Annotated in this window: 19 protein-coding genes; 8 read left to right on the forward strand and 11 right to left on the reverse strand. The window is 68.6% G+C overall.

Translation table 11 applies throughout. The features are described from left to right. Positions 1–76: 76 nt before the first annotated feature. From flgM to HWX87_RS30720, 3 genes are all read left to right on the forward strand, one after another. Positions 77–406 carry a flagellar biosynthesis anti-sigma factor FlgM gene (gene flgM / locus HWX87_RS30710; RefSeq protein WP_176050739.1) on the forward strand — a complete coding sequence of 110 codons (330 nt, stop codon included), beginning with the start codon at positions 77–79 and terminating at the stop codon, positions 404–406. A gap of 355 nt (positions 407–761) precedes the next feature. Next, positions 762–1,202, forward strand: a complete 441-nt coding sequence (locus HWX87_RS30715) for a flagellar protein FlgN (protein ID WP_176050740.1) — start codon at positions 762–764, stop codon at positions 1,200–1,202. Between the two features lie 163 nt (positions 1,203–1,365). Then, on the forward strand, positions 1,366–2,721 hold the full coding sequence (locus HWX87_RS30720) for an SGNH/GDSL hydrolase family protein (RefSeq protein ID WP_176050741.1): 1,356 nt from the start codon (positions 1,366–1,368) through the stop codon (positions 2,719–2,721). 19 nt (positions 2,722–2,740) lie between these two features. Here HWX87_RS30720 and HWX87_RS30725 read toward each other — a convergent pair whose 3' ends face one another. Continuing rightward, on the reverse strand, positions 2,741–4,591 hold the full coding sequence (locus HWX87_RS30725; RefSeq protein ID WP_176050742.1) for a M24 family metallopeptidase: 1,851 nt from the start codon (positions 4,589–4,591) through the stop codon (positions 2,741–2,743). Positions 4,592–5,006: 415 nt separating this feature from the next. Here HWX87_RS30725 and HWX87_RS30730 point away from each other — a divergent pair, with 415 nt between their 5' ends. Beyond that, positions 5,007–5,789, forward strand: coding sequence for an XRE family transcriptional regulator (locus HWX87_RS30730; protein WP_176050743.1), 783 nt, complete (start codon positions 5,007–5,009; stop codon positions 5,787–5,789). 58 nt (positions 5,790–5,847) lie between these two features. Here HWX87_RS30730 and HWX87_RS30735 read toward each other — a convergent pair whose 3' ends face one another. The 4 genes from HWX87_RS30735 to HWX87_RS30750 form a co-directional block, all read right to left on the reverse strand. Further along, complete coding sequence (locus HWX87_RS30735; RefSeq protein ID WP_176050744.1) at positions 5,848–7,089, reverse strand: multifunctional CCA addition/repair protein; 1,242 nt, start codon at positions 7,087–7,089, stop codon at positions 5,848–5,850. Beyond that, the gene (locus HWX87_RS30740; protein WP_176050745.1) at positions 7,086–7,733 is read right to left on the reverse strand and encodes a glutathione S-transferase family protein; all 648 of its coding nucleotides are present in this window, start codon (positions 7,731–7,733) and stop codon (positions 7,086–7,088) included. The genes HWX87_RS30735 and HWX87_RS30740 overlap by 4 nt, the downstream gene beginning before the upstream one ends. Before the next feature lie 66 nt (positions 7,734–7,799). Then, positions 7,800–8,759: a complex I NDUFA9 subunit family protein gene (locus HWX87_RS30745; RefSeq protein ID WP_176050746.1), complete on the reverse strand. Its 960-nt coding sequence runs from the start codon at positions 8,757–8,759 to the stop codon at positions 7,800–7,802. A gap of 57 nt (positions 8,760–8,816) precedes the next feature. Then, positions 8,817–10,769 carry a lytic transglycosylase domain-containing protein gene (locus tag HWX87_RS30750; RefSeq protein ID WP_176050747.1) on the reverse strand — a complete coding sequence of 651 codons (1,953 nt, stop codon included), beginning with the start codon at positions 10,767–10,769 and terminating at the stop codon, positions 8,817–8,819. An 8-nt stretch (positions 10,770–10,777) separates the two neighbouring features. Between HWX87_RS30750 and HWX87_RS30755 the strand changes: the two genes are divergently transcribed. Next, positions 10,778–11,386, forward strand: a complete 609-nt coding sequence (locus HWX87_RS30755) for a 5-formyltetrahydrofolate cyclo-ligase (protein ID WP_176050748.1) — start codon at positions 10,778–10,780, stop codon at positions 11,384–11,386. A 71-nt stretch (positions 11,387–11,457) separates the two neighbouring features. Here the strand turns inward: HWX87_RS30755 and HWX87_RS30760 are convergent, their stop codons facing one another. Then, a complete protein-coding gene (locus HWX87_RS30760; RefSeq protein WP_176050749.1) occupies positions 11,458–11,970 on the reverse strand; it encodes a winged helix DNA-binding protein in 513 nt (170 codons plus the stop codon). A gap of 148 nt (positions 11,971–12,118) precedes the next feature. Between HWX87_RS30760 and pxpB the strand changes: the two genes are divergently transcribed. From pxpB to pxpA, 3 genes are read left to right on the forward strand one after another with little or no spacing between them, the layout of a single operon-like run. Next, positions 12,119–12,775, forward strand: a complete 657-nt coding sequence (pxpB, locus tag HWX87_RS30765) for a 5-oxoprolinase subunit PxpB (protein WP_176050750.1) — start codon at positions 12,119–12,121, stop codon at positions 12,773–12,775. Continuing rightward, a complete protein-coding gene (locus HWX87_RS30770) occupies positions 12,772–13,839 on the forward strand; it encodes a biotin-dependent carboxyltransferase family protein (protein WP_176050751.1) in 1,068 nt (355 codons plus the stop codon). The genes pxpB and HWX87_RS30770 overlap by 4 nt, the downstream gene beginning before the upstream one ends. 55 nt (positions 13,840–13,894) lie before the next feature. Next, complete coding sequence (gene pxpA / locus HWX87_RS30775; protein ID WP_034190296.1) at positions 13,895–14,659, forward strand: 5-oxoprolinase subunit PxpA; 765 nt, start codon at positions 13,895–13,897, stop codon at positions 14,657–14,659. A 567-nt stretch (positions 14,660–15,226) separates the two neighbouring features. Here the strand turns inward: pxpA and HWX87_RS30780 are convergent. From HWX87_RS30780 to HWX87_RS30800, 5 genes are read right to left on the reverse strand one after another with little or no spacing between them, the layout of a single operon-like run. Further along, positions 15,227–16,372, reverse strand: a complete 1,146-nt coding sequence (locus tag HWX87_RS30780; RefSeq protein ID WP_176050752.1) for a TraB/GumN family protein — start codon at positions 16,370–16,372, stop codon at positions 15,227–15,229. Then, positions 16,365–17,378 (reverse strand): peptide ABC transporter ATP-binding protein, encoded by a 1,014-nt coding sequence (locus tag HWX87_RS30785; protein ID WP_176050753.1) that lies wholly within the window; start codon positions 17,376–17,378, stop codon positions 16,365–16,367. The genes HWX87_RS30780 and HWX87_RS30785 overlap by 8 nt, the downstream gene beginning before the upstream one ends. Then, on the reverse strand, positions 17,375–18,373 hold the full coding sequence (locus HWX87_RS30790) for an ABC transporter ATP-binding protein (RefSeq protein WP_176050754.1): 999 nt from the start codon (positions 18,371–18,373) through the stop codon (positions 17,375–17,377). The genes HWX87_RS30785 and HWX87_RS30790 overlap by 4 nt, the downstream gene beginning before the upstream one ends. A gap of 1 nt (position 18,374) precedes the next feature. Continuing rightward, complete coding sequence (locus tag HWX87_RS30795) at positions 18,375–19,292, reverse strand: ABC transporter permease subunit (RefSeq protein ID WP_176050755.1); 918 nt, start codon at positions 19,290–19,292, stop codon at positions 18,375–18,377. A gap of 4 nt (positions 19,293–19,296) precedes the next feature. Then, a complete protein-coding gene (locus HWX87_RS30800; protein WP_176050756.1) occupies positions 19,297–20,307 on the reverse strand; it encodes an ABC transporter permease subunit in 1,011 nt (336 codons plus the stop codon). Positions 20,308–20,394: the final 87 nt, after the last annotated feature.

A 20,394-nucleotide genomic window follows, 5' to 3' on the forward strand; every position in this document is an offset into this window, starting at 1 on the left:
GGCATTTCGGGTTCGCGATGCTAAAGTTCGGGCCGACCCGGCCGTTATCTGGGTCAAACCGTACAGGAAACCCATCGTGAAGATCGATTCCACTCCGAACCCGAGCCCCCTGGCGCCGACCGGCAACGGCGCGTCCCGTGTGCAATCCGGCACGGCCGAGTCGTCCGCGCAGGCGGCCGACGCTGGATCGACCGGCGGCGACACGACCGTGAACCTGTCGGGTCTGTCCGGCCAGTTGCGGTCGGTATCCGCGTCGGGCGACGCCGATATCGACACCGGCCTTGTCCAGTCGATCAAGGACGCGCTGAACAACGGCACGTTGACGATCGACGCGAACAAGATTGCCGACGGCGTATTGAATACCGCCCGCGAGCTGCTGCAACAACAGCGCCCGCAGGGTAACTAAGCCGGCCCAGGGCCTGCTTACGCTAATAACGGGCTTGCGCTGGCCACCAGAAGGGCCGAGCGCAAGGATTGCGACGAAGCGAATACTCGACGTATTCGCAAGGAGTATGACGCAGCGATCGGCCCTTCTGGTGGCCAGCCCCACAAAGGATTTTTCCAATCAGGGGAACGAGCCTTGCCGGCCGCATTGCGGCGTCGCGCGTCGCTTGTTTGGCTCGGCCAAACGGCGCTCCTTGCTTCTTGCACTGCAGCCGGCAAGGCTCGTTCGCAAGCCCGTTATTAGCGTAAGCAGGCCCTAGCCGGTTCCACCGGTTTGCCGGCGCGCCACCGCGTGCCGGCGCGACGAGCATGACGCGATGAGAGAAGAGCTGCTGGCCACGGTCAACGACGAACACGCGACGGTCGAGGCGTTCGCGTCCCTGCTCGTCTACGAGGAAAAGGCGCTGACGACGGCCGAGCCGCTCGAGATGCTGCCCGGCATCGTCGAAAAGAAAACCGCGCTGATCGACCGGCTCGCGCAGCTCGAACGCACGCGCGACACGCAGCTTTCCGCGCTCGGCTTTCCGGCCGGCAAGAAGGGCATGGACCAGGCCGCCGAGCGCGATGCGCGCCTCGCCGGCCGCTGGCAGTTGCTGCAGCAGGCCGCCGAACGCGCGCGCCAGGCCAATGCGAACAACGGGATGCTGATCCGCATCCGGATGGACTACAACGAGCGCGCGCTCGCCGTGCTGCGCTCGGCGCCCGCGCCGACCGGCGTGTACGGCCCGGACGGGCGCGTCTCGGCGCTGACGCGCTGACCGGCCGGCGGCACCGCCGACACCGTATCGACCGCCTCTCGCCGCCGTTCGCGGCACTTCACGTTTCGACAGACCGGGCCCGAGCCCGGCGCCCACGGTCCCTTCCGATACACGGCCGCGCAACCGCGCCGCCGTCTCGTCACAACAATCAGAAGAGGGCCGCATGTCTTGTTTCCGCATTCCGTTGTCGAGCCGCATCGTCGCCGCTTCCGCCGTCGCGGCGCTGGCCGCCACGCTGACGCTCCCCGCCGCACACGCCGCCGGCGCCGCGCCGCTGCCCACGCCGACGGGCGACATGTCGCTGTCGCCGGCCGGCCCCGACGTCGCGCCGCCGGCCGCATCGAGCGCGCCTGGCGCGACGTCGCGCGCAGCGCGCCGCGGGTCCGATACCTACACGTACCTGCGTTGCTGGTACCGGATCGACGCGGATCCGCTGAAGCCGGCCGCGACCTACGAATGGGCGCGCGACCCCGCCGGCGGCGACTGGTATCGCGTGTCCGGCTACTGGTGGGCCGACGGCATCACGCAGTGGAAGAACATGTTCTACAGCACGACGACACAGGACACCCTTGCCGACGTGTGCCGCAAGACGCTGGCGGCGAAGGGCATCCAGTCCGACCTCACGCAGGCGGTCGCGGCCAACAACGCGCTGTCGTTCAACTACACGGTGTGGACCATCGACGCCGCGCAACAGGACGCGCGCGTCAACAAGCTGATCGTGTTCGGCGACAGCCTGTCCGACACCCAGAACATGTTCAACGCGAGCCAGTGGAAGCTGCCTAACGGCACGAGCTGGCATGCGGGGCGCTTCAGCAACGGCCCGGTGTGGGCCGAATATCTCGCGAACGCGCTGCGGCTGCCGTTCTACAACTGGGCGATCGGCGGTGCGGCGACCGACCAGCACCTCGTCGTGCCGGGCCTCGTGCAGCAGATCGACTCGTGGCGCGAATACATGGAGCGCGCCCCGGACTACCGGCCTGCCAACACGCTGTTCGCGGTGTTCGCGGGCGGCAACGATCTCGTGAACTACGGACGCTCGCCCGAGCAGGCGGCGAATGCGGTGCGCGACAGCCTCGAGCGGCTCGCCGCGGCCGGCGCGACGCGGATCATGCTCGTCACGCTGCCGGACGTGTCGCGCGCGCCGGTGTTCGCGACCCGCGCCGATACGGCGAGCGTCGCGGCGCAGGTCAAGGACTACAACCGGCGCCTCGTCGACGCGGCCGCCGCGCTGCGCGATCGCTACGGCGCGACGCTGCGGCTCGAGGTGTTCGACGCCTACGCGCCGTTCGACGACCTGCTGAGCCACCCGGCCCGGTACGGCTTCGACGACTCGACGCGCGCCTGCCTCGACATCCCGAAGCCGTCGTCGCTCACCTACCTGAGCGCGCAGACGCCACGGGCGGACTGCCACGATCCGGCGCGCTTCGTGTTCTGGGACACGCTGCACCCGACGACGCGCACGCACGCGTGGCTCGCCGAGCGGATCGCACCGTTCGTGCGTGCGCGCCTGCTGAACTGATCGCGGCGGGCGGCGGCGCTTACAGCAGCGGACACGCAGTGACCTGCGTGCCGCGTTCCACGCACAGCCGCTCGTAGTCGCGCAGGTATGCGCGCTCGTCGTCGTCGAGCAGGTCGAGATCGATCAGGTCCCAGTCGTAGCCGACCGTCACGATGTTCTCGAACCTCACCGTGCCCGGCTGCGTTTCGTCGGGCCGGATGATCACGATGTTCTCGATCCGCACGCCGCCCTTGCCCGCCAGGTAGATGCCCGGCTCGACCGAAATCACCGCATTCGGCACCAGCCCGTACTTCGCGCCCGGCGCGAACCGCACGCCGCCTTCGTGCACGTGAATCCCGACGCCGTGCCCGGTGCCGTGGCCGAAATCGTGGCCGTGGTCGCGGCACACCTGCCGCACGAGCGCGTCGACGTCGGCGCCCGTCGCCGTGCTCGGGAAGCGCGTGACGAGCCCCTTGATGCAGGCCTTCAGCGCGACCGTGTAGATCTCGCGCTGCCACGGCTGCGCAACCGTGTCCGGGTGCGTGCGGCGCAGCACGACGCGCGTGCAGTCCGTCGCGAAGCCGGCTTCGTAATAGGCGCCGCTGTCGAGCAGCACGAGCTCGCCTTCCGTCAGCTCGACGCCGGCGCTTGCCGCCGTGTAATGCGCGAACGCGCTGTTCGCGCCGTTCGCCGCGATCGACGGGAACGTCAGCGCGACGGCCGAACGCGCGCCGTACGCGTCGTTGATCGTGCGTGCGAGGTCGTATTCGGTGTGGCGGGCGCCCGGCTCGCCGGTCTTCGCCCAGCGCATCGTCTCGGCAATCGCCGCCGAGCTGCGCGCGAACGCGTCGCGGAACCGGTCGAGCACCGCCGGCGTCTTGCTCGCCCGCATCGCCTCGACCGGGTTGAAATCGGCATGCCGAGCGCGCGGCCACACGCGGCTCACCGCATCGACGAGCGCGCAGTTCACCGATTCGAAGCCGTAGCACACATGCTCGACCGCGAACTGCGCAAGAAAACGCTCGAGCGCCGCCACATCGCGGCGGATCACGTTCAGCGCCGGATACGAATCGAGCGCGACCTCGCAGCCGTCGCAGCCTTCCGGCAGGAACAGCGCGACCTGCCCGCCGACCGCGAACAGGAAGCCGAGGTGCGACGACGCATTCGGGATGTGATAACCGCGGCTGTTCAGCAGATACGCGAGATCGTCCGACGCGCACGAGAAGAACGCGGTCTTGCCGTCGGCCGCGCCGGTGTGCGCGGCGAGCTGGCGGTTCAGCGTGTCGAGGTTCTGCGCGACGCTCAGGCCGGTCATCGCTTCCGGCACCTCGAAGATCGGCCGCTCGACGATCCAGCCCGGCAGCGCGATCGCACGGTCGATCTCGCGATCGGCGAGGCTCGTCCAGTCGAGCGACGCGGCCTGCGTCTGCGCGAGCAGCCGGTCGCGCTGCGCGACGCTGATCCGCAGCGCGTCGTAGCCGACCCGCGCGAGCCGGCTCGCATGCGCGACCAGCCAGTCGGCCATCGCCTGCCAGATCGTCACGTTCATCCCGAGCTTCTCGATATGCACGCGCGCCGGATCGCACTGCTGCTCGGCCTGCAGGTGATAACGGCCATCGACGAACAGGACGAACGGCGGCACGCCGAGCGCCTGTGCGGTCGCCGCGCTCAGGAAGATCCCGCAGCCGGCCGATCCGTCGAAACCCGACAGCGCGTAGCGCGGGTTGTTGCTGCGCGGCAGGTACTCGGTCACGTATTCGTCCTGCGACGTGACGATCACCGCGTCGAGGCGCGCGGCGTCGAGCAGGCGCGACAGGCCGGCCTGCGTGTCGGCGACGGACGCGTCGTACGGGGGAAGGCCGGAGAAGCTGTATTTCAGTCGATCGATCATCGTGTGCCCGTTATTCATTGTTGTCGGCGGCCGGCGGCGTGACGCGGCATGGCGCATGCCGCAAACGACACGCCGCCGTGGCGCGGATCACGCACGGCCCGGCGCGCAGCCGGCCCGCGGTGCCGTTCCGGCGGCAGGCCTTCGGGGAATTTTTGTCTCACTTAACTTTGTTTGATGCGCGACAGAATCTAGAGCACGCTGAAATTGAGGTCAAGCTAAAATTTTCGTAGGACTAAAATCGGCGCGACGGCCGCGGATTCCGGCACAACGCGAATTCGCCCGGCGGCACTGCGCGGTACAATGCGCCGGCATCGCCGTCCCGACGGCCGTGCTTCGTGCGATGCGCGGAAAGCAAGTCCCGGCGACTGCACCGCCTCTCCGCTCGCCTCCCGACTCGTTGCCACGAAAGAGATTCATGGATTCAGACATCATGCGTATCGGCCTGCGCATTCGCCGCCTGCGCCGGGAAGCGAAGAAGACGCTGCTGGAAGTCGCGACCGAGGCGAAGCTGTCGGTCGGGTTCCTGTCGCAGGTCGAGCGGCATCTCACCGGCATCTCGCTGTCTTCGCTCGTCAACGTCGCCAAGGCGCTCGACGTCCCGCTCGGCGCGCTGATCGACCAGCCGCGCCAGGTGCAGCCCGATTCGCACGAAGGCAGCCGCAAGCCGTACGCGCTCGACGCCACGTCGCAGTGGTACGAGCGGCTCTCCACCACCTTCGAAGGCAGCCAGGTCAACGCGCTCAAGGTGCGGATGATGGAAGGCTACCGTTCGGAATGGGTGTCGCACGGCGGCGACGAGTTCGTGTACGTGCTGGCCGGCCGCATCTGCTACACGGTCGGCAAGAAGGTCTACCCGCTGGGGCCCGGCGATTCGCTGCACTTCGACGCACGCAAGCGGCATCGCGTCGCGAACGTCGGCGACGGGCCGGCCGAGCTGATCGCGGTCGGCACGCTGCCGCTGTTCGACGACAGGTGCGCCGAACTGGTGTCGGCGACGATGGAAATCAGGCCGCCGGCGCCCGGCGAGCCGCGTATGAGCCGCCGCGCCGCGCCGGCCGCGAAACGCAGCGACCGCGACGCCGAGGCAGCCCGGCCGGCCAAGGCAGGCGCCGCGGAAAAGAAGGCTTCGGCGAAACCGCGCGCGTCCACCGGCAAACGCCCGGCGGCCGCTACCCCGGCGCGCAAGAAGAAGGCGTAACGGCTGCGGGCGCGCGCCGCCCTGTTCGTCGCCGTATTCGCCGCCGTATTCGTCGCCCTTACTCGTCGATCTCGAGCGCTTGCGCGACGGCCAAGATCCGCGCGCGATGCACGGCATCCTTGATCTTCTCCGCGTCGTTGCCGATGCCGCGCGCGATCGCGCCGGCATCGACGCTACGCGCGGCCGCGAGCGCGACGCGCAGCCGCTCGGCCTGCGGATACGGTTGCGCATCGAGCCCCAGCCGCCCGCGCGCATCCGATTCGCACGCCTGCAGCATCTCGGCGAAACGCGCCGGCTTGCGCAGCGCGTCGCTGCGCTCGAACAGCCGCACCAGCGCGGCCGCGCCCATCTCCATCACGCGATGCAGGTTGCCGTGCTCGCGCGCGACCACGAGCGCAAGATCGCGGCATTCGTTAGGCACGCGCAGCCGCTCGCACAACGGCTTGAGCAGATCGACGCTGCGGCCTTCGTGGCCGACGTGGCGCGGCAGCACGTCCGCGGGCGTCGTCGCCTTGCCGAGATCGTGCGTGAGCGCCGCGAAGCGCACCGGCAGCGAATAGCGCTGCTTCGCCGCATAGTCGACGACCATCATCACGTGCACGCCGGTATCGACTTCCGGGTGATAGTCGGCACGCTGCGGCACACCCCACAGCGCATCGACCTCGGGCAGGATGCGCGCGAGCGCGCCGCACTCGCGCAGCACCGCGAACATCCGCGACGGCTTCGCCTCCATCAGCCCGCGCGCGAGTTCCTGCCATACGCGCTCGGGCACCAGCGCATCGACCTCGCCCGCGTCGACCATCCGCCGCATCAGCGCGAGCGTTTCGTCCGCCACCGTGAAATCGGCAAACCGCGCGGCGAAGCGCGCAATCCGCAGGATCCGCACCGGATCCTCGACGAACGCGTCGCTCACGTGCCGGAACACGCGCGCGCGCAGGTCGGCCTGGCCGTCGAACGGATCGATCACGGGCCCGACCAGCGCGCCCTCCGGGCTCACCTCGCGCGCCATCGCGTTGACCGTCAGGTCGCGCCGCGCGAGATCCTCGTCGAGCGTCACGTCCGGCGCGTAATGGAACTGGAAGCCGTGATAGCCGGCCGCCGTCTTGCGCTCGGTGCGCGCCAGCGCGTACTCCTCCTGCGTCTGCGGATGCAGGAACACCGGGAAATCCTTGCCGACCGGCCGGAAGCCCTGCGCGGCCATCTGCTCGGGCGTCGCGCCGACCACCACGTAGTCGCGGTCCTGCACGGGCACGCCGAGCAATTCGTCGCGGATCGCTCCGCCTACCGCGTAAATGTTCATGGCGTCGGCTCGTATTCGGCGATCACGTTCGTTTCGCGGCGCGCGGCGTCGATCCAGCGCTGCACGGCCGGCAGCGCCGTCACGCGCGCCGCATAGCCGGCCGCGTCCGGCGACAGGCCCGGCTCATACGTGTTGAAGCGCATCACGACGGGCGCGTACATCGCATCGGCAATCCCGAATTCGCCGAACAGGAACGGCCCGCCCGACGCCTCGAGACATGCGCTCCACAGCGCATCGATGCGTGCGACGTCGGCGAGCGCGTCCGGCGTCGCGCCGCGCCCCGGCATCGACGCGCGCACGTTCATGCCCATCTGCGTGCGCAGCGCAGCGAAGCCCGAGTGCATCTCGGCCGACACGCAGCGCGCATGCGCACGCTCGAGCGGATCGGCCGGCCACATCGGGAACTGCGGATAACGCTCGGCGAGCGTCTCGGCGATCGCGAGCGAATCCCAGATCGCGACGCCGTGGTCGTCGATCAGGCACGGCACCTTGCCGGTCGGCGAGTATTCGCGGATGCGCGCGGCCGTGTCGTCGCGGCGCAGCTCGACCGCGATCTCGTCGAACGGGATGCCGAAATGCGCGAGCAGCAGCCAGGGCCGCATCGACCACGACGAGTAATTCTTGTCACCAATGACGAGTTTCATGACAGGGTTCCGGACAACGCGAAAAGGGAAAGGAATGGGGCCGGACGACGGCAACCCGCGCGGGCGCTAGCGGCGAGAGCGGAACCAGTCGAACCGCGAACGCTTCGTGGCTTCGCCGAGATACGCGGGCGCGATGCTTTCGAGGCTCGCGGGCGAGATCCCGAGCTCCGGCGCGAGCGGCCCCGACAGCACGTTCGGCACCGACATCGTCGCGAGATTGTCGCGCGTGAGCACCGGCTCGCCGGGCAGGCATTCGAACACGCTCGCCTGCAGCCGCGCGAGCGCGTCGGGCAGCCGCACGATGCGCGCCTGCCGGCCGACCAGCGTGCCGCAATAACGCACCAGCTGCTCGAGCGTATAGACGGTCGGGCCGCCGAGTTCGTAGGTCTTGCCGTGCGCGGCCGCGAGATCGAGCGTGTTGACGAACGCGCGGACGACATCGCCGACGAACACCGGCTGGAAACGCGCATCGGGCATCGCGAGCGGCAGCACGGGCACCGTGCGCTGCAGGTTCGCGAAAGTGTTGAGGAACGCGTCGCCGGGGCCGAACACGACCGACGGGCGGAAGATCGTCAGCGCGAGCGAATCGGTCGCCGCGATCGCATGCAGCGCGGCCTCGCCGTCGCCCTTCGAGCGCTGGTACATGCTTGCGCCGCGCGAATCGGCGCCGAGCGCGCTCATGTGCAGCAGGCGCCGCACGCCGACCTCGGTACAGGCGCTCGCGAGCGCGGCCGGCAGCGCGACGTGCGCGCGCTCGAAGCCGGGCCCGTACGGCGTGCCGCGGCCGCCGTGCAGCACGCCGACCAGGTTGATCGCCGCATGCGCGCCGGCGACGAAGCGCGCGAGCGTACGCGTGTCGAGTGCTTCGAGCTCGACGATCTCGACCGGCAGCATCTGCAGGTGGCGCGCGTGGTCGCGCCGGCGCGTGCCGATCCGCACCTGCTTGCCGGCATCGATCAGCGCATTGACGAGCCGGCTGCCGATGAAGCCGGTGCCGCCCAGCAGCGCGACGGTCTGGCGATCCATGTTCGGGACCTCAAAAGAACACTGCCGCGTCTCGCGCGGCAGTGTGAAGATTGCGTATCAGGGCGAGATCATGCCTAGACGTTTCTTCAACGACTGCGGTTTGCCCTCGAAGAGCGCCGCGTAGTAGACGGTGTTCGACAGCACGTTCTTCACGTAGTCGCGCGTCTCGTTGAACGGAATCGTTTCTGCGAAGATCGCGCCTTCGACCGGCTGCGTCAACACCTGGCGCCACTGGCGCGGCCGGCCCGGGCCCGCGTTGTAGCCGGCGGTGGCGAGCACCGGCGAGCTGTCGAAGTTGTTGTAGATGTCCGCCAGATACCAGGTGCCGAGCTGGATGTTGGTATCGATGTCGTGCATCTGCGCACGCGTGATCGTGCCCATGCCGAGCTTCTTCGCGACCATCTGGGCGGTGGCCGGCATCAGCTGCATCAGGCCACCCGCGCCCACCGACGAACGCGCGCTGATGATGAAGCGCGATTCCTGGCGGATCAGCCCGTACGCCCATTCGACGTCGAGGCCGGTCGATTGCGCATAGCGCTCGACGATGTTGCGGTACGGCGACGGGTAGCGCAGCGTGAAGTCGTGCTCGGCCTTCGTGCGGTCGGCCGTGTTGACCGTGCGGTCGAGCAACTCGACGCGCTTGCCGTATTCGGCGGCCGCGAGCAGCTGTCGATCGGTCATCCCGCGCAGCGGCCAGTTCCATTCGCGGTTGCCTTCGAGACGCAGGTTCAGCCCGTAGAAGCGCTGCGCGAGCGCGAAGCCCGGAATCTTGCCCATCGCGTCGACCTCGGCGTCGCTCACCTTCGTGCGCGGCGGGATCGACGTGCGCTGGCCGAGCTCTTCACCGGCGAGCTGCCCGTAGAAGTTGAACTGGCCCGCGACCTGCTCGAATTCCTGGTTCGCCTGCAGCGTGTCGCCGCTCTGCTTGAGCGCGCGCGCATGCCAGTAGATCCACGCCGGATCGTCGCGCAGCGACGGCGGCATCTGCTCGATCGACCAGCGCACCATCGGCCAGTTGCCGGCAAGCAGCGCGGCGCGCGTGCGCCATTCGTAGCCCGGGTTCGACAGCGGCGCATTCGTGGATTTCGCGTACCAGACCGACGCGAGCGGCGAGCGCTTGATCGCGCCCTGGTAGCCGATCGCGCCCCACGCGATCGCCTGTTCCTGCTTGGTCAGCGAAGGCGCGACCGTCGTCAGCATGCCGGCGGCCGCGTCCGGATCGTTGCGCGCCATGCGGCCGAGCGCGATCAGCGCGAGCTGGTGCGACGTCGCGTCGGCGCCGACGCCGCGCGCGAGGTACAGCGGCGGCGCGCTCGTCGCCTGGTCGAAGCCGACCGGGCGCGGGCCGAGCGCGTCGACGATCTTGCCGCCGAGCGTCGTGTAGTTCTGCTCGTACGCGAGACGTGCCTGCTGCCACACGTCGTCGCTCGTGAACTGCTGGTTGACGGTCAACGCGGTGATCAGGTCGACGCATGCGTCGCCGTAGTTCTTCGGCTCGACGAGCAGCGCACGCGCCGCATCGGCGACGTTCTCGCCGCGCGCCGCGCGCGATTCGAGCGCATAGCACTTGACCTGCGTGTCGTCGTCGAGCACGAAGCGCTTGTATTGATCGTCGAAGTTGCGCCAGTCGTGGCGCGCGCCGAGCACGAGCAGGTAGTCGTTGCGCAGGCGGTCGGCGATCGCCTGGCCGTCGTAGCGCTGCAGGAACGACTGCACCGGTGCGTCCGGCGCGTCGACGCGCGCACGGCCCGTCGAATCGAACAGCTGCGGCTTGATCTGGAAATACTCGACGTAGGACGGGACCGGATAGTTCGGGATCATCGACGCGAGCTGCGCGGCTTTCGCGGCGTCGTTGCGGCGTGCGGCTTCACGAAGCTGCACGAAGGTCTGGTCGTCCCCGGAGACCGCATCGTCGTTCGGTGCGGCGCACGCGGCGGTGCCCGCGACGAGCGCGGTGGCCGAAAGCGTCAGCGCGACCGCGCGATATACTCGGAAAAGGCTGTTCGACATCGTTTTGAATGGAGCGCGAAGTGAGCGAAAGCATAGCACGCAACCCTGTGCCGAACCCGAAGGTTGCGCTGCGCAAAACGCTGTCCGGTGCGCGTCGCGACGCCGCGTCGCAACCCGCCGCGAACGCCGCGCTCGACGCGCGGCTGCGCACGCTGCTCGACCGTCTGGCGCCGCGCACGGTCGGGTTCTACTGGCCGCTGCCCGGCGAATTCGATGCGCGCGATGCGGTGCTCGCGTGGTGCGCGGCAGGTGCCGGCCGGCGCGCCGCGCTGCCCGTGATCGGCGAGCGGCACACGCCGCTCGCGTTCCATGCGTGGGATGCGCACACGCCGATGCGCGAAGGTCATCACCGGATTCCGGAACCGGCTTCGGGAATCGTCGTCGTGCCCGACCTGTTGCTGATTCCCTGTGTCGGATTCGATCCGCAGCGCTACCGGCTCGGCTACGGCGGCGGCTATTACGACCGCACGCTCGCCGCATGGCCGGGCGACGCCCCGCCCGTAACGGTCGGCATCGCGTATGAAGCGTGCCGCGTCGATGCGCTGCCGGCCGAGGCGCATGATCTCGCGCTGCGCTGGATCGTGACCGACGGCGCGCTCTACCCGGCCGCCGGATGACGCGGCGCGCGGCGCCGCGGTCGTCTCGCGCCCGTCAGCGCAGGCCCGCGCGCCCCGGTCTCCGCAATCGTTTACAGCGACGCCGCCGCGCGTGCGGCCGTGTCGTAGAGGCCCGATGCGTGGCGCAGCAGCTGCGCCGCGTCGCCGATCTGCTCGTTGGTGAGCCCGCTGTCCTTCAGCGTCTCGATCAGGCAATGCTCGCGCACCTCGCGATATTTCAGGCACAGGTCGCGGCCGGCGTCGGTCGCGAAGAAGAACGCTTCCTTGCCGCTCTTCTCGCTCTTCACATAGCCGCGGGCGATCAGTTTTTTCAGCGCATAGGTCGCGACGTGCGTATCCTCGATATTGAGCACGAAGCAGATGTCGGCGAGCTTCTTCTTGCGTTCGCGATGGCTGACGTGATGCAGCAGCGACACCTCGACCGCCGTCATGTCCTTCGCGCCGGCCGCCGACATGCAGCGCACCATCCACCGGTTGAACGCATTGCCTGCCATGATGAGCCCGTATTCGAGCTCCGACAGCTCCGCGCTCGAATCGGAAACGAGGTGTTCGGATGACACGATCTTGGTCGCAGGACGCTTCATGGAAAGGCGGAGCAAGCCGGATGACAGGGAGTGCCGAGTGTACGCCAGAAGCCCGGACATACGGGCTAGGCGAAAACGCTTATTGGGAAGTTGTCGATATTTTATTGACAATGTGCGCTAACATTGCCGTCCGAACCGTGCCAGTCCGATGACGCAACCCCGCATTTATCCGCTCGGCGATGCCGCCCTCGTCTGTGAGGTGCCGCCGCCCGCCACGCTCGACTGCCAGCGCCGCGTCTGGGCCGTTGCCGAGGCCGCGCGCGCGTGGCCCGACGTGATCGACGTCGTGCCGGGCATGAACAACCTGACCATCGTGTTCGACGCGCTCGCCGCGACGGCCGAATCGCTCACGCCCGCGCTGCGCGACGCGTGGGAGACGGCCGACGTCGAGCACGCGGACGGCCGCGAAATCGAGATTCCGGTCGAGTACGGCGGTGCCGCCGGCCCCGACCTGGCGGCCGTCGCCGCGCACACGGGCCTGCCGGCCGACGAAGTCGTCACCCGCCACGCGGCGGGCGACTATGTCGTGTTCTTCGTCGGCTTCCAGCCGGGCTTCGCGTATCTCGGCGGCCTCGACGCATCGCTGCACACGCCGCGCCGCGCGGCGCCGCGCCTCGAGGTGCCGGCCGGCTCGGTCGGCATCGGCGGCGCGCAGACGGGCATCTACCCGGCCACGTCGCCCGGCGGCTGGCAGCTGATCGGCCGCACGTCGCAGGTGCTGTTCGATCCGGCGCGGCCGCAGCCGACGCTGCTGCTGCCCGGCGATCGCGTGCGATTCACCATTGCGGGAGTCGACGCGTCATGACCCAGAGCAACGCACCGGGCACCATCGAGGTGTTGCGCGCCGGCCCGCTGTCGACCGTGCAGGATCTCGGGCGCCGCGGCGCACGCCACCTCGGCGTCGCGCAGGGCGGCGCGCTCGACGGCCTCGCGCTCGAGGTCGGCAACCGGCTCGTCGGCAACCGCCCCGACGCGGCGGCCGTCGAAGTCACGATCGGTCCTGCCACGTTCCGCTTCACGCGCGCGACGCGCATCGCGATCACCGGCACCGAGTTCGGCGCGACGCTCGACGGCCAGCGCGTGTATTCGTGGTGGAGCCTGCCGGTCGAGGCCGGGCAGACGCTCGTGCTGCCGGCCGCGAAACGCGGGATGCGCGGCTATCTGTGCATCGCGGGCGGCATCGACGTGCTGCCGATGCTCGGCTCGCGCAGCACCGATCTCGCGTCGCGCTTCGGCGGCCTCGGCGGCCGCACGCTGCGCGACGGCGACCGGCTCCCGGTCGGCGTGCCGCCGGCCGGCGCGGGCTGCCTCGCGGCCGATGCGCCCGAATTCGGCGTGAAGGCGCCCGCGTGGTGCGCCTTCGTGCGCGTCGACGAGCCGCCGCGCCGTCACCGCCCCGCGCATGCGCCGTGGGCGATGCCCGTGCGCGTGCTGCCGGGCCCCGATTACGCATCGTTCGCGGCCGATTCGCAGCAGGCGTTCTGGGACGAGGAATGGCTCGTCACCGCGAACAGCAACCGGATGGGCTATCGCCTCGCCGGCGCCGAGCTCGTGCGCGAGCGGCCGGTCGAGCTGCTGTCGCACGCGGTGCTGCCCGGTACGATCCAGGTGCCGCCGAACGGCCAGCCGATCGTGCTGATGCACGACGCGCAGACCACCGGCGGCTACCCGAAGATCGGCACGGTGATCCGCGCCGATCTGTGGAAACTCGCACAGGCGCGGCTCAACCTGCCGATCCGCTTCGTGCGCACGACACCCGACGCCGCGCGCGCCGCCCTCTCCGCAGAACGTGCCTATCTGCGGCAGATCGACGTTGCGATCGACATGCGAGAAGAAGCGCGCCGCCGCGCCCAATCGCGCGCAGCGTGACAATGGCGGAGCAGTAACGAAAGACGCGCCACGCCATCAGTGGACGAGGAACAACATGGAAATCGATCTGAATGCCGATCTCGGCGAAGGATGCGGATCGGACGAGGCGCTGCTCGACCTCGTCACGTCGGCGAACATCGCATGCGGCTGGCATGCAGGCGGCGCGAATGCGATGCGCGACTGCGTGCGCTGGGCCGTGCAGAAAGGCGTGTCGATCGGCGCGCACCCGAGCTTTCACGATCCGGAGAATTTCGGCCGCAAGGAAATGCAGCTGCCGGCCGGCGACATCTACGCGGGCGTCCTGTACCAGCTCGGCGCGCTGTCGGCGATCGCGCAGGCCGAAGGCGGGCGCATCGCGCACGTGAAGCCGCACGGCGCGCTGTACAACCAGGCCGCGCGCGACCCGATGATCGCCGATGCGGTGGTGTCCGCCATCCACGACTTCGATCCGTCGCTCGCGGTGTTCGGGCTCGCGAACAGCGTGTTCGTCGCGGCCGCGCGGCATGCGGGGCTCGCCGCCGTGGAAGAAGTGTTCGCCGATCGCGGCTACCGCGCCGACGGCTCGCTCGTGCCGCGCAGCCAGCCCGGCGCATTGATCGACGATGAAGACGCGGTGCTCGCGCGCACGCTCGACATGGTGCGCAACCGGCAGGTGCGCGCCCTGAGCGGCGAATGGGTGCCGCTCAACGCGCAGACCGTCTGCCTGCACGGCGACGGGCCGCATGCGCTGGCGTTCGCGAAGCGGATTCGCGCGGCGCTGGAGGCCGCCGGCGTCGACGTCGTCGCGCCCGGCGCGCTGCAGGCCGACGAGGGCGCGTGACGCGCATTCATCCCGCGCAACGCACGTTGCGTGTAGCGGCCGCACAAAAGAAAAAAGCGCCCTCGTGGCGCTTTTCCGTTGGCGCAATCGCTGCGGCTTCGCCGTCTGCCGATTCACCCCCCGAAACCGTCTTTCGACGGTGACCGGAAAATTCTTCCGGATTAAAAAACGTCCGCCGCCGCCCGATCACTGCATTCCCCGGTCAGACGACGGAGCGTTGCTTATGTGCAAGTCGGCCTGCATGCATTCTTGTTGTCCGACGATGATTGGCCCCGCCGTACATGCAGACACTTTCCGCGGCCGGCACGTATGCACCACGTGCCGGCAACGCGCTAACCCCGCGCTTTATTTTCTGCTACCCCGTAGAACTTTTTCTATTCTTTTCATTTTTTCAACTTGTGGATCGAAGAATAGATATTGGCAGAACGGGATGTCAATCGTTTGAAACGCTATTTTCCGACGAATCGAGGGTTTTCCTTATCGAATCGCATGCCCATACAGGCGTTTGACGGGCTCGAGCGACGTCGATCAAACAGGGGAGGATCGGTTCGGACGCGATGACGACGCTCAGTTCGCGTCGACGCTGTAACCTTGTTGACGCAACAATTCGAGCACGCCGCGCGGGCCGCCCAGATGCAGCGCGCCGATCGCGACGAACAGCGGCCGGTTCGGCGCGGCGATTGCCGTCATTCGTGCAACGAAGCGCCGGTTGCGCTCGTACACGATCTTGTTGTCGATCGACGCCGACAGCGCCTTCGAACGTGCGAGCCGCTCGCTCTTCGCGACGGCCCACGCGGAAATCGCATCGGCGTCGCCAATTCGCCACAGCCGGTGCAGCGCCTTGATGTCGTCGGCGTTCTGCGCGGGCGTCTGCACCATGTCCTGCGCGAGCATCTCGCGCTGTTCGGCCAGCGTCAGCCCGGTGAACGCGCGCATCTGTTCGGCGAGCGTCTCGAGCCCGATCACGCGGCCGCCCTTCTTCTTCAGGAACACGTTCTGCAGTTGCGCCTCGGTGCCGTATTCGGTCTGCAGGCCGGCCGACAGCGAATCGTAGGTCTCGACGACGAGCGCCGCGAGCCACGGCCGCATCTTGCGGATCTCGGCGAGCGCGGCCGGGTTGCCGCGCAGGCGCGCCGCGAGCCGCTGCCACAGCGGTTCGGGCAGCAGGCGCTGCAGGCACGGGTAGCGGCACACGCCGTACTTCGACACGTCGTCCTGCGATTCGAGCAGATCGTCGGGCGACAGCTCCAGCGCGAGCGTCGGCGACGCGGCGAGCGCCGCGAGGATGCGCGGCCGGAACGGCTGCGCGCTCGGGTAATCGGACGGATCGCCCGTATGCAGCGTGCCGAGCACGTAGAGCGTGACGTTGCCTTTGGTCGCGACGTAGAACGGCATGCGCGCGGGCTGCACGCGCACGGTGCCGCGCGACACCGTGCCGTCCGATACGGACGGTGCGTGGAAGCCCGGCAGGCTCATGCCGGGCGGCGGGACTTGCGACGGATGGATCGGTGAAGTGGCCGGCGCGCGCCCTTCGGCGCGCGCGGTTTCGACGGGAACCACGAGGCTGGCCGCCACGCACGCGCCGGCCAGCGCCGCGCCCGTGACGGTACGCACGCTCCAGCGCCGCGCGTAGCGGTACGCGCGCATCACGCGCGCGCCGCTTGCCCCCGCACGGCGCACGCAGGACACGCGCGCCGCCAACACATCAGGCATTCGCCTCCCCTACCTCCTCGGCGCGATGGCACGCCACCTGCCGGCCATCGACCTCGCGCAGCTTCGGCTCCTCCGCGCGGCACCGCTCGACCGCATACGGGCAGCGCTGGTGGAACGCGCAGCCCGACGGCGGATTGAGCGGCGACGGCAGTTCGCCCTGCAGCTTGATCTGCACGCGGCGGTCTTCCTCGAAGATCGCCGGCGTCGCCGACATCAGCGCCCGCGTGTACGGGTGGCGTGGCCGCGCGTAGATCGTTGCCTTGTCGCCGAGCTCGGCGACGCTGCCGAAGTACATCACCATCACGTCGTCCGCGACGTGCTCGACCACCGACAGGTTGTGCGAGATGAACACGTAGCTCGTCTTGAACTGCTCCTGCAGATCCATGAACAGGTTCAGGATCTGCGCCTGGATCGACACGTCGAGCGCGGATACCGGCTCGTCGGCGACGACGATGCGCGGATCGAGGATCATCGCGCGCGCGATCGCGACACGCTGGCGCTGGCCGCCCGAGAACATGTGCGGATAGCGCTTCGCATGCTCGGGCCGCAGCCCGACCGTGCGCATGATCTGCGCGATGCGCTGCGCGCGCTCGGCGGCCGTCAGGTTCGCGTTGATCTCGAGCGGCTCGGAAAGCGTCTGCTCGACGGTCTTGCGCGGGTTCAGCGACGCGAACGGGTTCTGGAACACCATCTGCACGCGGCGGCGCAGGTCGGCGACCGTCTCGCGGCTCGCGCCGGCCACGTTCTTGCCGTCGATCGTCAGGCTGCCCGACGTGGGCGTCTCGATCATCGTGAGCTGGCGCGCGAGCGTCGACTTCCCGCAGCCCGACTCGCCGACGACGGCGAGCGTCTTGCCGCGCTTCAGCGAGAACGACACGCCGTTCAGCGCCTTCACGGTGCCCTGCCCGAACATCCCGCGCTTCACCGAATAGTGCTTCGCGAGGCCGTCGGCCACCAGTACGTCCTCGTCGTGCGACGCGTGGCGCGTTTCGTGGACTGCATTCATCGTGCGCCTCCCGTCAGGTCGAGGTTGGAAACATTGAGCGGCTTGATGCAGCGCGCGCGCATCGCATCGTTGCCGGACACCAGCGTGTCGAGCGCCGGCCGCGCCTTGCGGCAATCGTCGACGACATACTTGCAGCGCGGCGCGAACAGGCACCCGGACGGGCGATCATCGCGGCCGGGCACCATGCCGGGCAATGCGGCAAGGCGACGCGCACCCTTATTGTGCTCGGGAATCGCCGCGAGCAACGCTTCCGTGTACGGATGATGCGGCGCACGGAAGATGTCGGGCACGCTGTTGGTCTCGATGATCTCGCCCGCGTACATCACCGCGACGCGGTGCGCGACCTCCGACACCACGGCCAGGTCGTGCGAGATCAGCACGAGCGCCATCCCGCGTTCCTTTTGCAGCTTCACGAGCAGATCCATGATCTGCGCCTGGATCGTCACGTCGAGCGCGGTGGTCGGCTCGTCGGCGATCAGGAGCTTCGGGTTGCACGCGACGGCCATCGCGATCATCACGCGCTGGTTCATCCCGCCCGACATCTGGTGCGGGAACGACGCGATGCGGTTCTTCGCGTCGGGAATGCCGACCTGGTCGAGCAGTTCGAGCGCGCGCCGGTTCAGCGCGTCGCCGCGCAGGCCTTCGTGCAGCTTCAGCACCTCCTTGATCTGGTAGCCGACCGTGTAGCTCGGGTTCAGGCTCGTCAGCGCGTCCTGGAACACCATCGCGATGTCCTTGCCGACGATCTTGCGGCGCGCCTTCGGCGACGCCTTCAGCAGGTCGACGCCGTTGAACGTGACCTCGTCGGCCGTCACCTTGCCCGGTGCGTCGATCAGGCCCATCAGCGCCATCATCGTCACGCTCTTGCCCGAGCCCGATTCGCCGACGACGCCCACCACCTCGCCCGGCGCGATCGACATGTTGATCCGGTCGACAGCGGGCAGGCCGTTGAAGTTCACCGCGAGATTGCGGATGGTCAGAAGGTTGTTGCTCATGTCAGGCCATCCGTTTCAGTTTGGGATCGAGCGCGTCGCGCAGCCCGTCGCCGAGCAGGTTGATCGCGAGCACCGAAATCAGGATCGACAGGCCGGGCATCGTCACGATCCACCACGCGTTGTCGATGTAGTCGCGCGCGGACGCCAGCATCGCGCCCCACTCGGCGGTCGGCGGTTGCACGCCGAGGCCGAGGAAGCCGAGCGCGGCCGCGTCGAGGATGGCCGACGAGAAGCCGAGCGTCGCCTGCACGATCAGCGGCGCGGTACAGTTCGGCAGCACCTGCGAGAACATCAGGCGCAGCGTGCCGGCACCGGCCACGCGCGACGCCGTCACGTATTCCTTCTGCAGCTCGCCGAGCGCCGATGCGCGCGTGAGGCGCACATAGGCCGGCAGCGCGACGATCGCGATCGCGAACATCGTGTTGGTGAGGCCCGGGCCGATGATCGCGACGACCGCGACCGCGAGCAGCAGCGACGGCAGCGCGAGCAGCACGTCCATGATGCGCATCACGGGCGTGTCGGCCCACTTCTGGAAGAACGCGGCGACGAGCCCGAGCACGATGCCGGGGATCAGCGCGAGCACGACCGACACGAAGCCGATCCAGAACGACATCCGCGCGCCGAACATCAGCCGCGAAAGAATGTCGCGGCCCGCTTCGTCGGTGCCGAGGATGAATTTCCAGTTGCCGCCGTCGAGCCACGCGGGCGGGATCTTCACGAAGTCGCGGTATTGCTCGACCGGGCTGTGCGGCGCGATCAGCGGCGCGAGCAGCGCGACGAGGATCAGCACGAGCACGACGATGCCGGCGCCGACGGCGCCGCGGTTGCGCGAGAAGTTGGCCCAGAACTCGCGCAGCGCGAGCGCACGGCCGCCGGCCGGCGCGGATTCGGTCGGCAGGGTGTTTTGCAGATTGCTCATGGGATTACCTCGTGTGGCGGATGCGCGGATTCAGCACGCCGTACAGCAGGTCGACGACCAGGTTCACGACGATCACGAGCGTCGCGATCAACAGGATGCCGCCCTGGACGACCGGATAGTCGCGGCGGCCGATCGCATCGATCAGCCACTTGCCGACACCGGGCCACGAAAAGAGCGTCTCGGTCAGCACGGCGCCCGCGAGCAGCGTGCCGATCTGCAGGCCGATCACGGTGACGACCGGGATCAGCGCGTTGCGCAGCGCATGCACGACGACCACGCGCACGGGCGACAGCCCCTTCGCGCGTGCGGTGCGGATGTAGTCCTCGCGCAGCACTTCGAGCATCGACGAGCGCGTCATCCGCGCGATCACCGCGAGCGGGATCGTGCCGAGCACGATCGCGGGCAGGATCAGGTGGCTGACCGCCGACTTGAACGAGCCTTCGTCCGGCGCGAGCAGCGCGTCGATCAGCATGAAGCCCGTCGGGTGCGGGAAGTCGTATTCGACGGCGATGCGCCCCGACACGGGCGTCCAGCCGAGGTACGACGAAAACACCATGATGAGGATCAGCCCCCACCAGAAGATCGGCATCGAATAGCCGGTGAGCGCGGTGCCCATCACGCCGTGGTCGACGACCGAGCCGCGCCGCAGCGCGGCGATCACGCCGGCCGGCAGCCCGACCGCGAGCGCGAACACGAGCGCGCACAGCGACAGCTCGACGGTCGCCGGGAAGCGCGCGAAGAATTCGCCCGCGACGCTCGTGTTGGTGATGATCGACGTGCCGAGGTCGCCATGCAGCGCCCGGCCGATGTAGTGGAGGTACTGCATGGGCAGCGGCTGGTCGAGCCCAAGGCGTTTCATCGCCTCTGCGTGCATCGCGGGATCGACGCCGCGCTCGCCCATCATCACTTCGATGGGGTCGCCCGGTATCAGGTGAATCAGCGCAAACGCCAGGATGGTGATGCCGATGAAAGTCGGGATCACCATGCCCACGCGGCGCAACACGAATGTGAACATGATGCGTCTCGTATTTTCTTGTGGGAAATGTGCGACCGGCGACGGGAAGCTTTTGGCCTCCCGCCGCCGGATGAGTTAGCCGGTCTT

Origin of the sequence: Burkholderia sp. BCC1644, assembly GCF_902833225.1 — a bacterium.
GTDB lineage: Bacteria > Pseudomonadota > Gammaproteobacteria > Burkholderiales > Burkholderiaceae > Burkholderia.

Coding starts and splice junctions, on each gene's coding strand:
- HWX87_RS30715 (WP_176050740.1), top strand. CDS start 762: ATGAGAGAAGAGCTGCTGGCCACGGTCAACGACGAACACGCGACGGTC.
- HWX87_RS30720 (WP_176050741.1), top strand. CDS start 1,366: ATGTCTTGTTTCCGCATTCCGTTGTCGAGCCGCATCGTCGCCGCTTCC.
- HWX87_RS30725 (WP_176050742.1), bottom strand. CDS start 4,591: ATGATCGATCGACTGAAATACAGCTTCTCCGGCCTTCCCCCGTACGAC.
- HWX87_RS30730 (WP_176050743.1), top strand. CDS start 5,007: ATGGATTCAGACATCATGCGTATCGGCCTGCGCATTCGCCGCCTGCGC.
- HWX87_RS30735 (WP_176050744.1), bottom strand. CDS start 7,089: ATGAACATTTACGCGGTAGGCGGAGCGATCCGCGACGAATTGCTCGGC.
- HWX87_RS30740 (WP_176050745.1), bottom strand. CDS start 7,733: ATGAAACTCGTCATTGGTGACAAGAATTACTCGTCGTGGTCGATGCGG.
- HWX87_RS30745 (WP_176050746.1), bottom strand. CDS start 8,759: ATGGATCGCCAGACCGTCGCGCTGCTGGGCGGCACCGGCTTCATCGGC.
- HWX87_RS30750 (WP_176050747.1), bottom strand. CDS start 10,769: ATGTCGAACAGCCTTTTCCGAGTATATCGCGCGGTCGCGCTGACGCTT.
- HWX87_RS30755 (WP_176050748.1), top strand. CDS start 10,778: ATGGAGCGCGAAGTGAGCGAAAGCATAGCACGCAACCCTGTGCCGAAC.
- HWX87_RS30760 (WP_176050749.1), bottom strand. CDS start 11,970: ATGAAGCGTCCTGCGACCAAGATCGTGTCATCCGAACACCTCGTTTCC.
- pxpB (WP_176050750.1), top strand. CDS start 12,119: ATGACGCAACCCCGCATTTATCCGCTCGGCGATGCCGCCCTCGTCTGT.
- HWX87_RS30770 (WP_176050751.1), top strand. CDS start 12,772: ATGACCCAGAGCAACGCACCGGGCACCATCGAGGTGTTGCGCGCCGGC.
- pxpA (WP_034190296.1), top strand. CDS start 13,895: ATGGAAATCGATCTGAATGCCGATCTCGGCGAAGGATGCGGATCGGAC.
- HWX87_RS30780 (WP_176050752.1), bottom strand. CDS start 16,372: ATGCCTGATGTGTTGGCGGCGCGCGTGTCCTGCGTGCGCCGTGCGGGG.
- HWX87_RS30785 (WP_176050753.1), bottom strand. CDS start 17,378: ATGAATGCAGTCCACGAAACGCGCCACGCGTCGCACGACGAGGACGTA.
- HWX87_RS30790 (WP_176050754.1), bottom strand. CDS start 18,373: ATGAGCAACAACCTTCTGACCATCCGCAATCTCGCGGTGAACTTCAAC.
- HWX87_RS30795 (WP_176050755.1), bottom strand. CDS start 19,292: ATGAGCAATCTGCAAAACACCCTGCCGACCGAATCCGCGCCGGCCGGC.
- HWX87_RS30800 (WP_176050756.1), bottom strand. CDS start 20,307: ATGTTCACATTCGTGTTGCGCCGCGTGGGCATGGTGATCCCGACTTTC.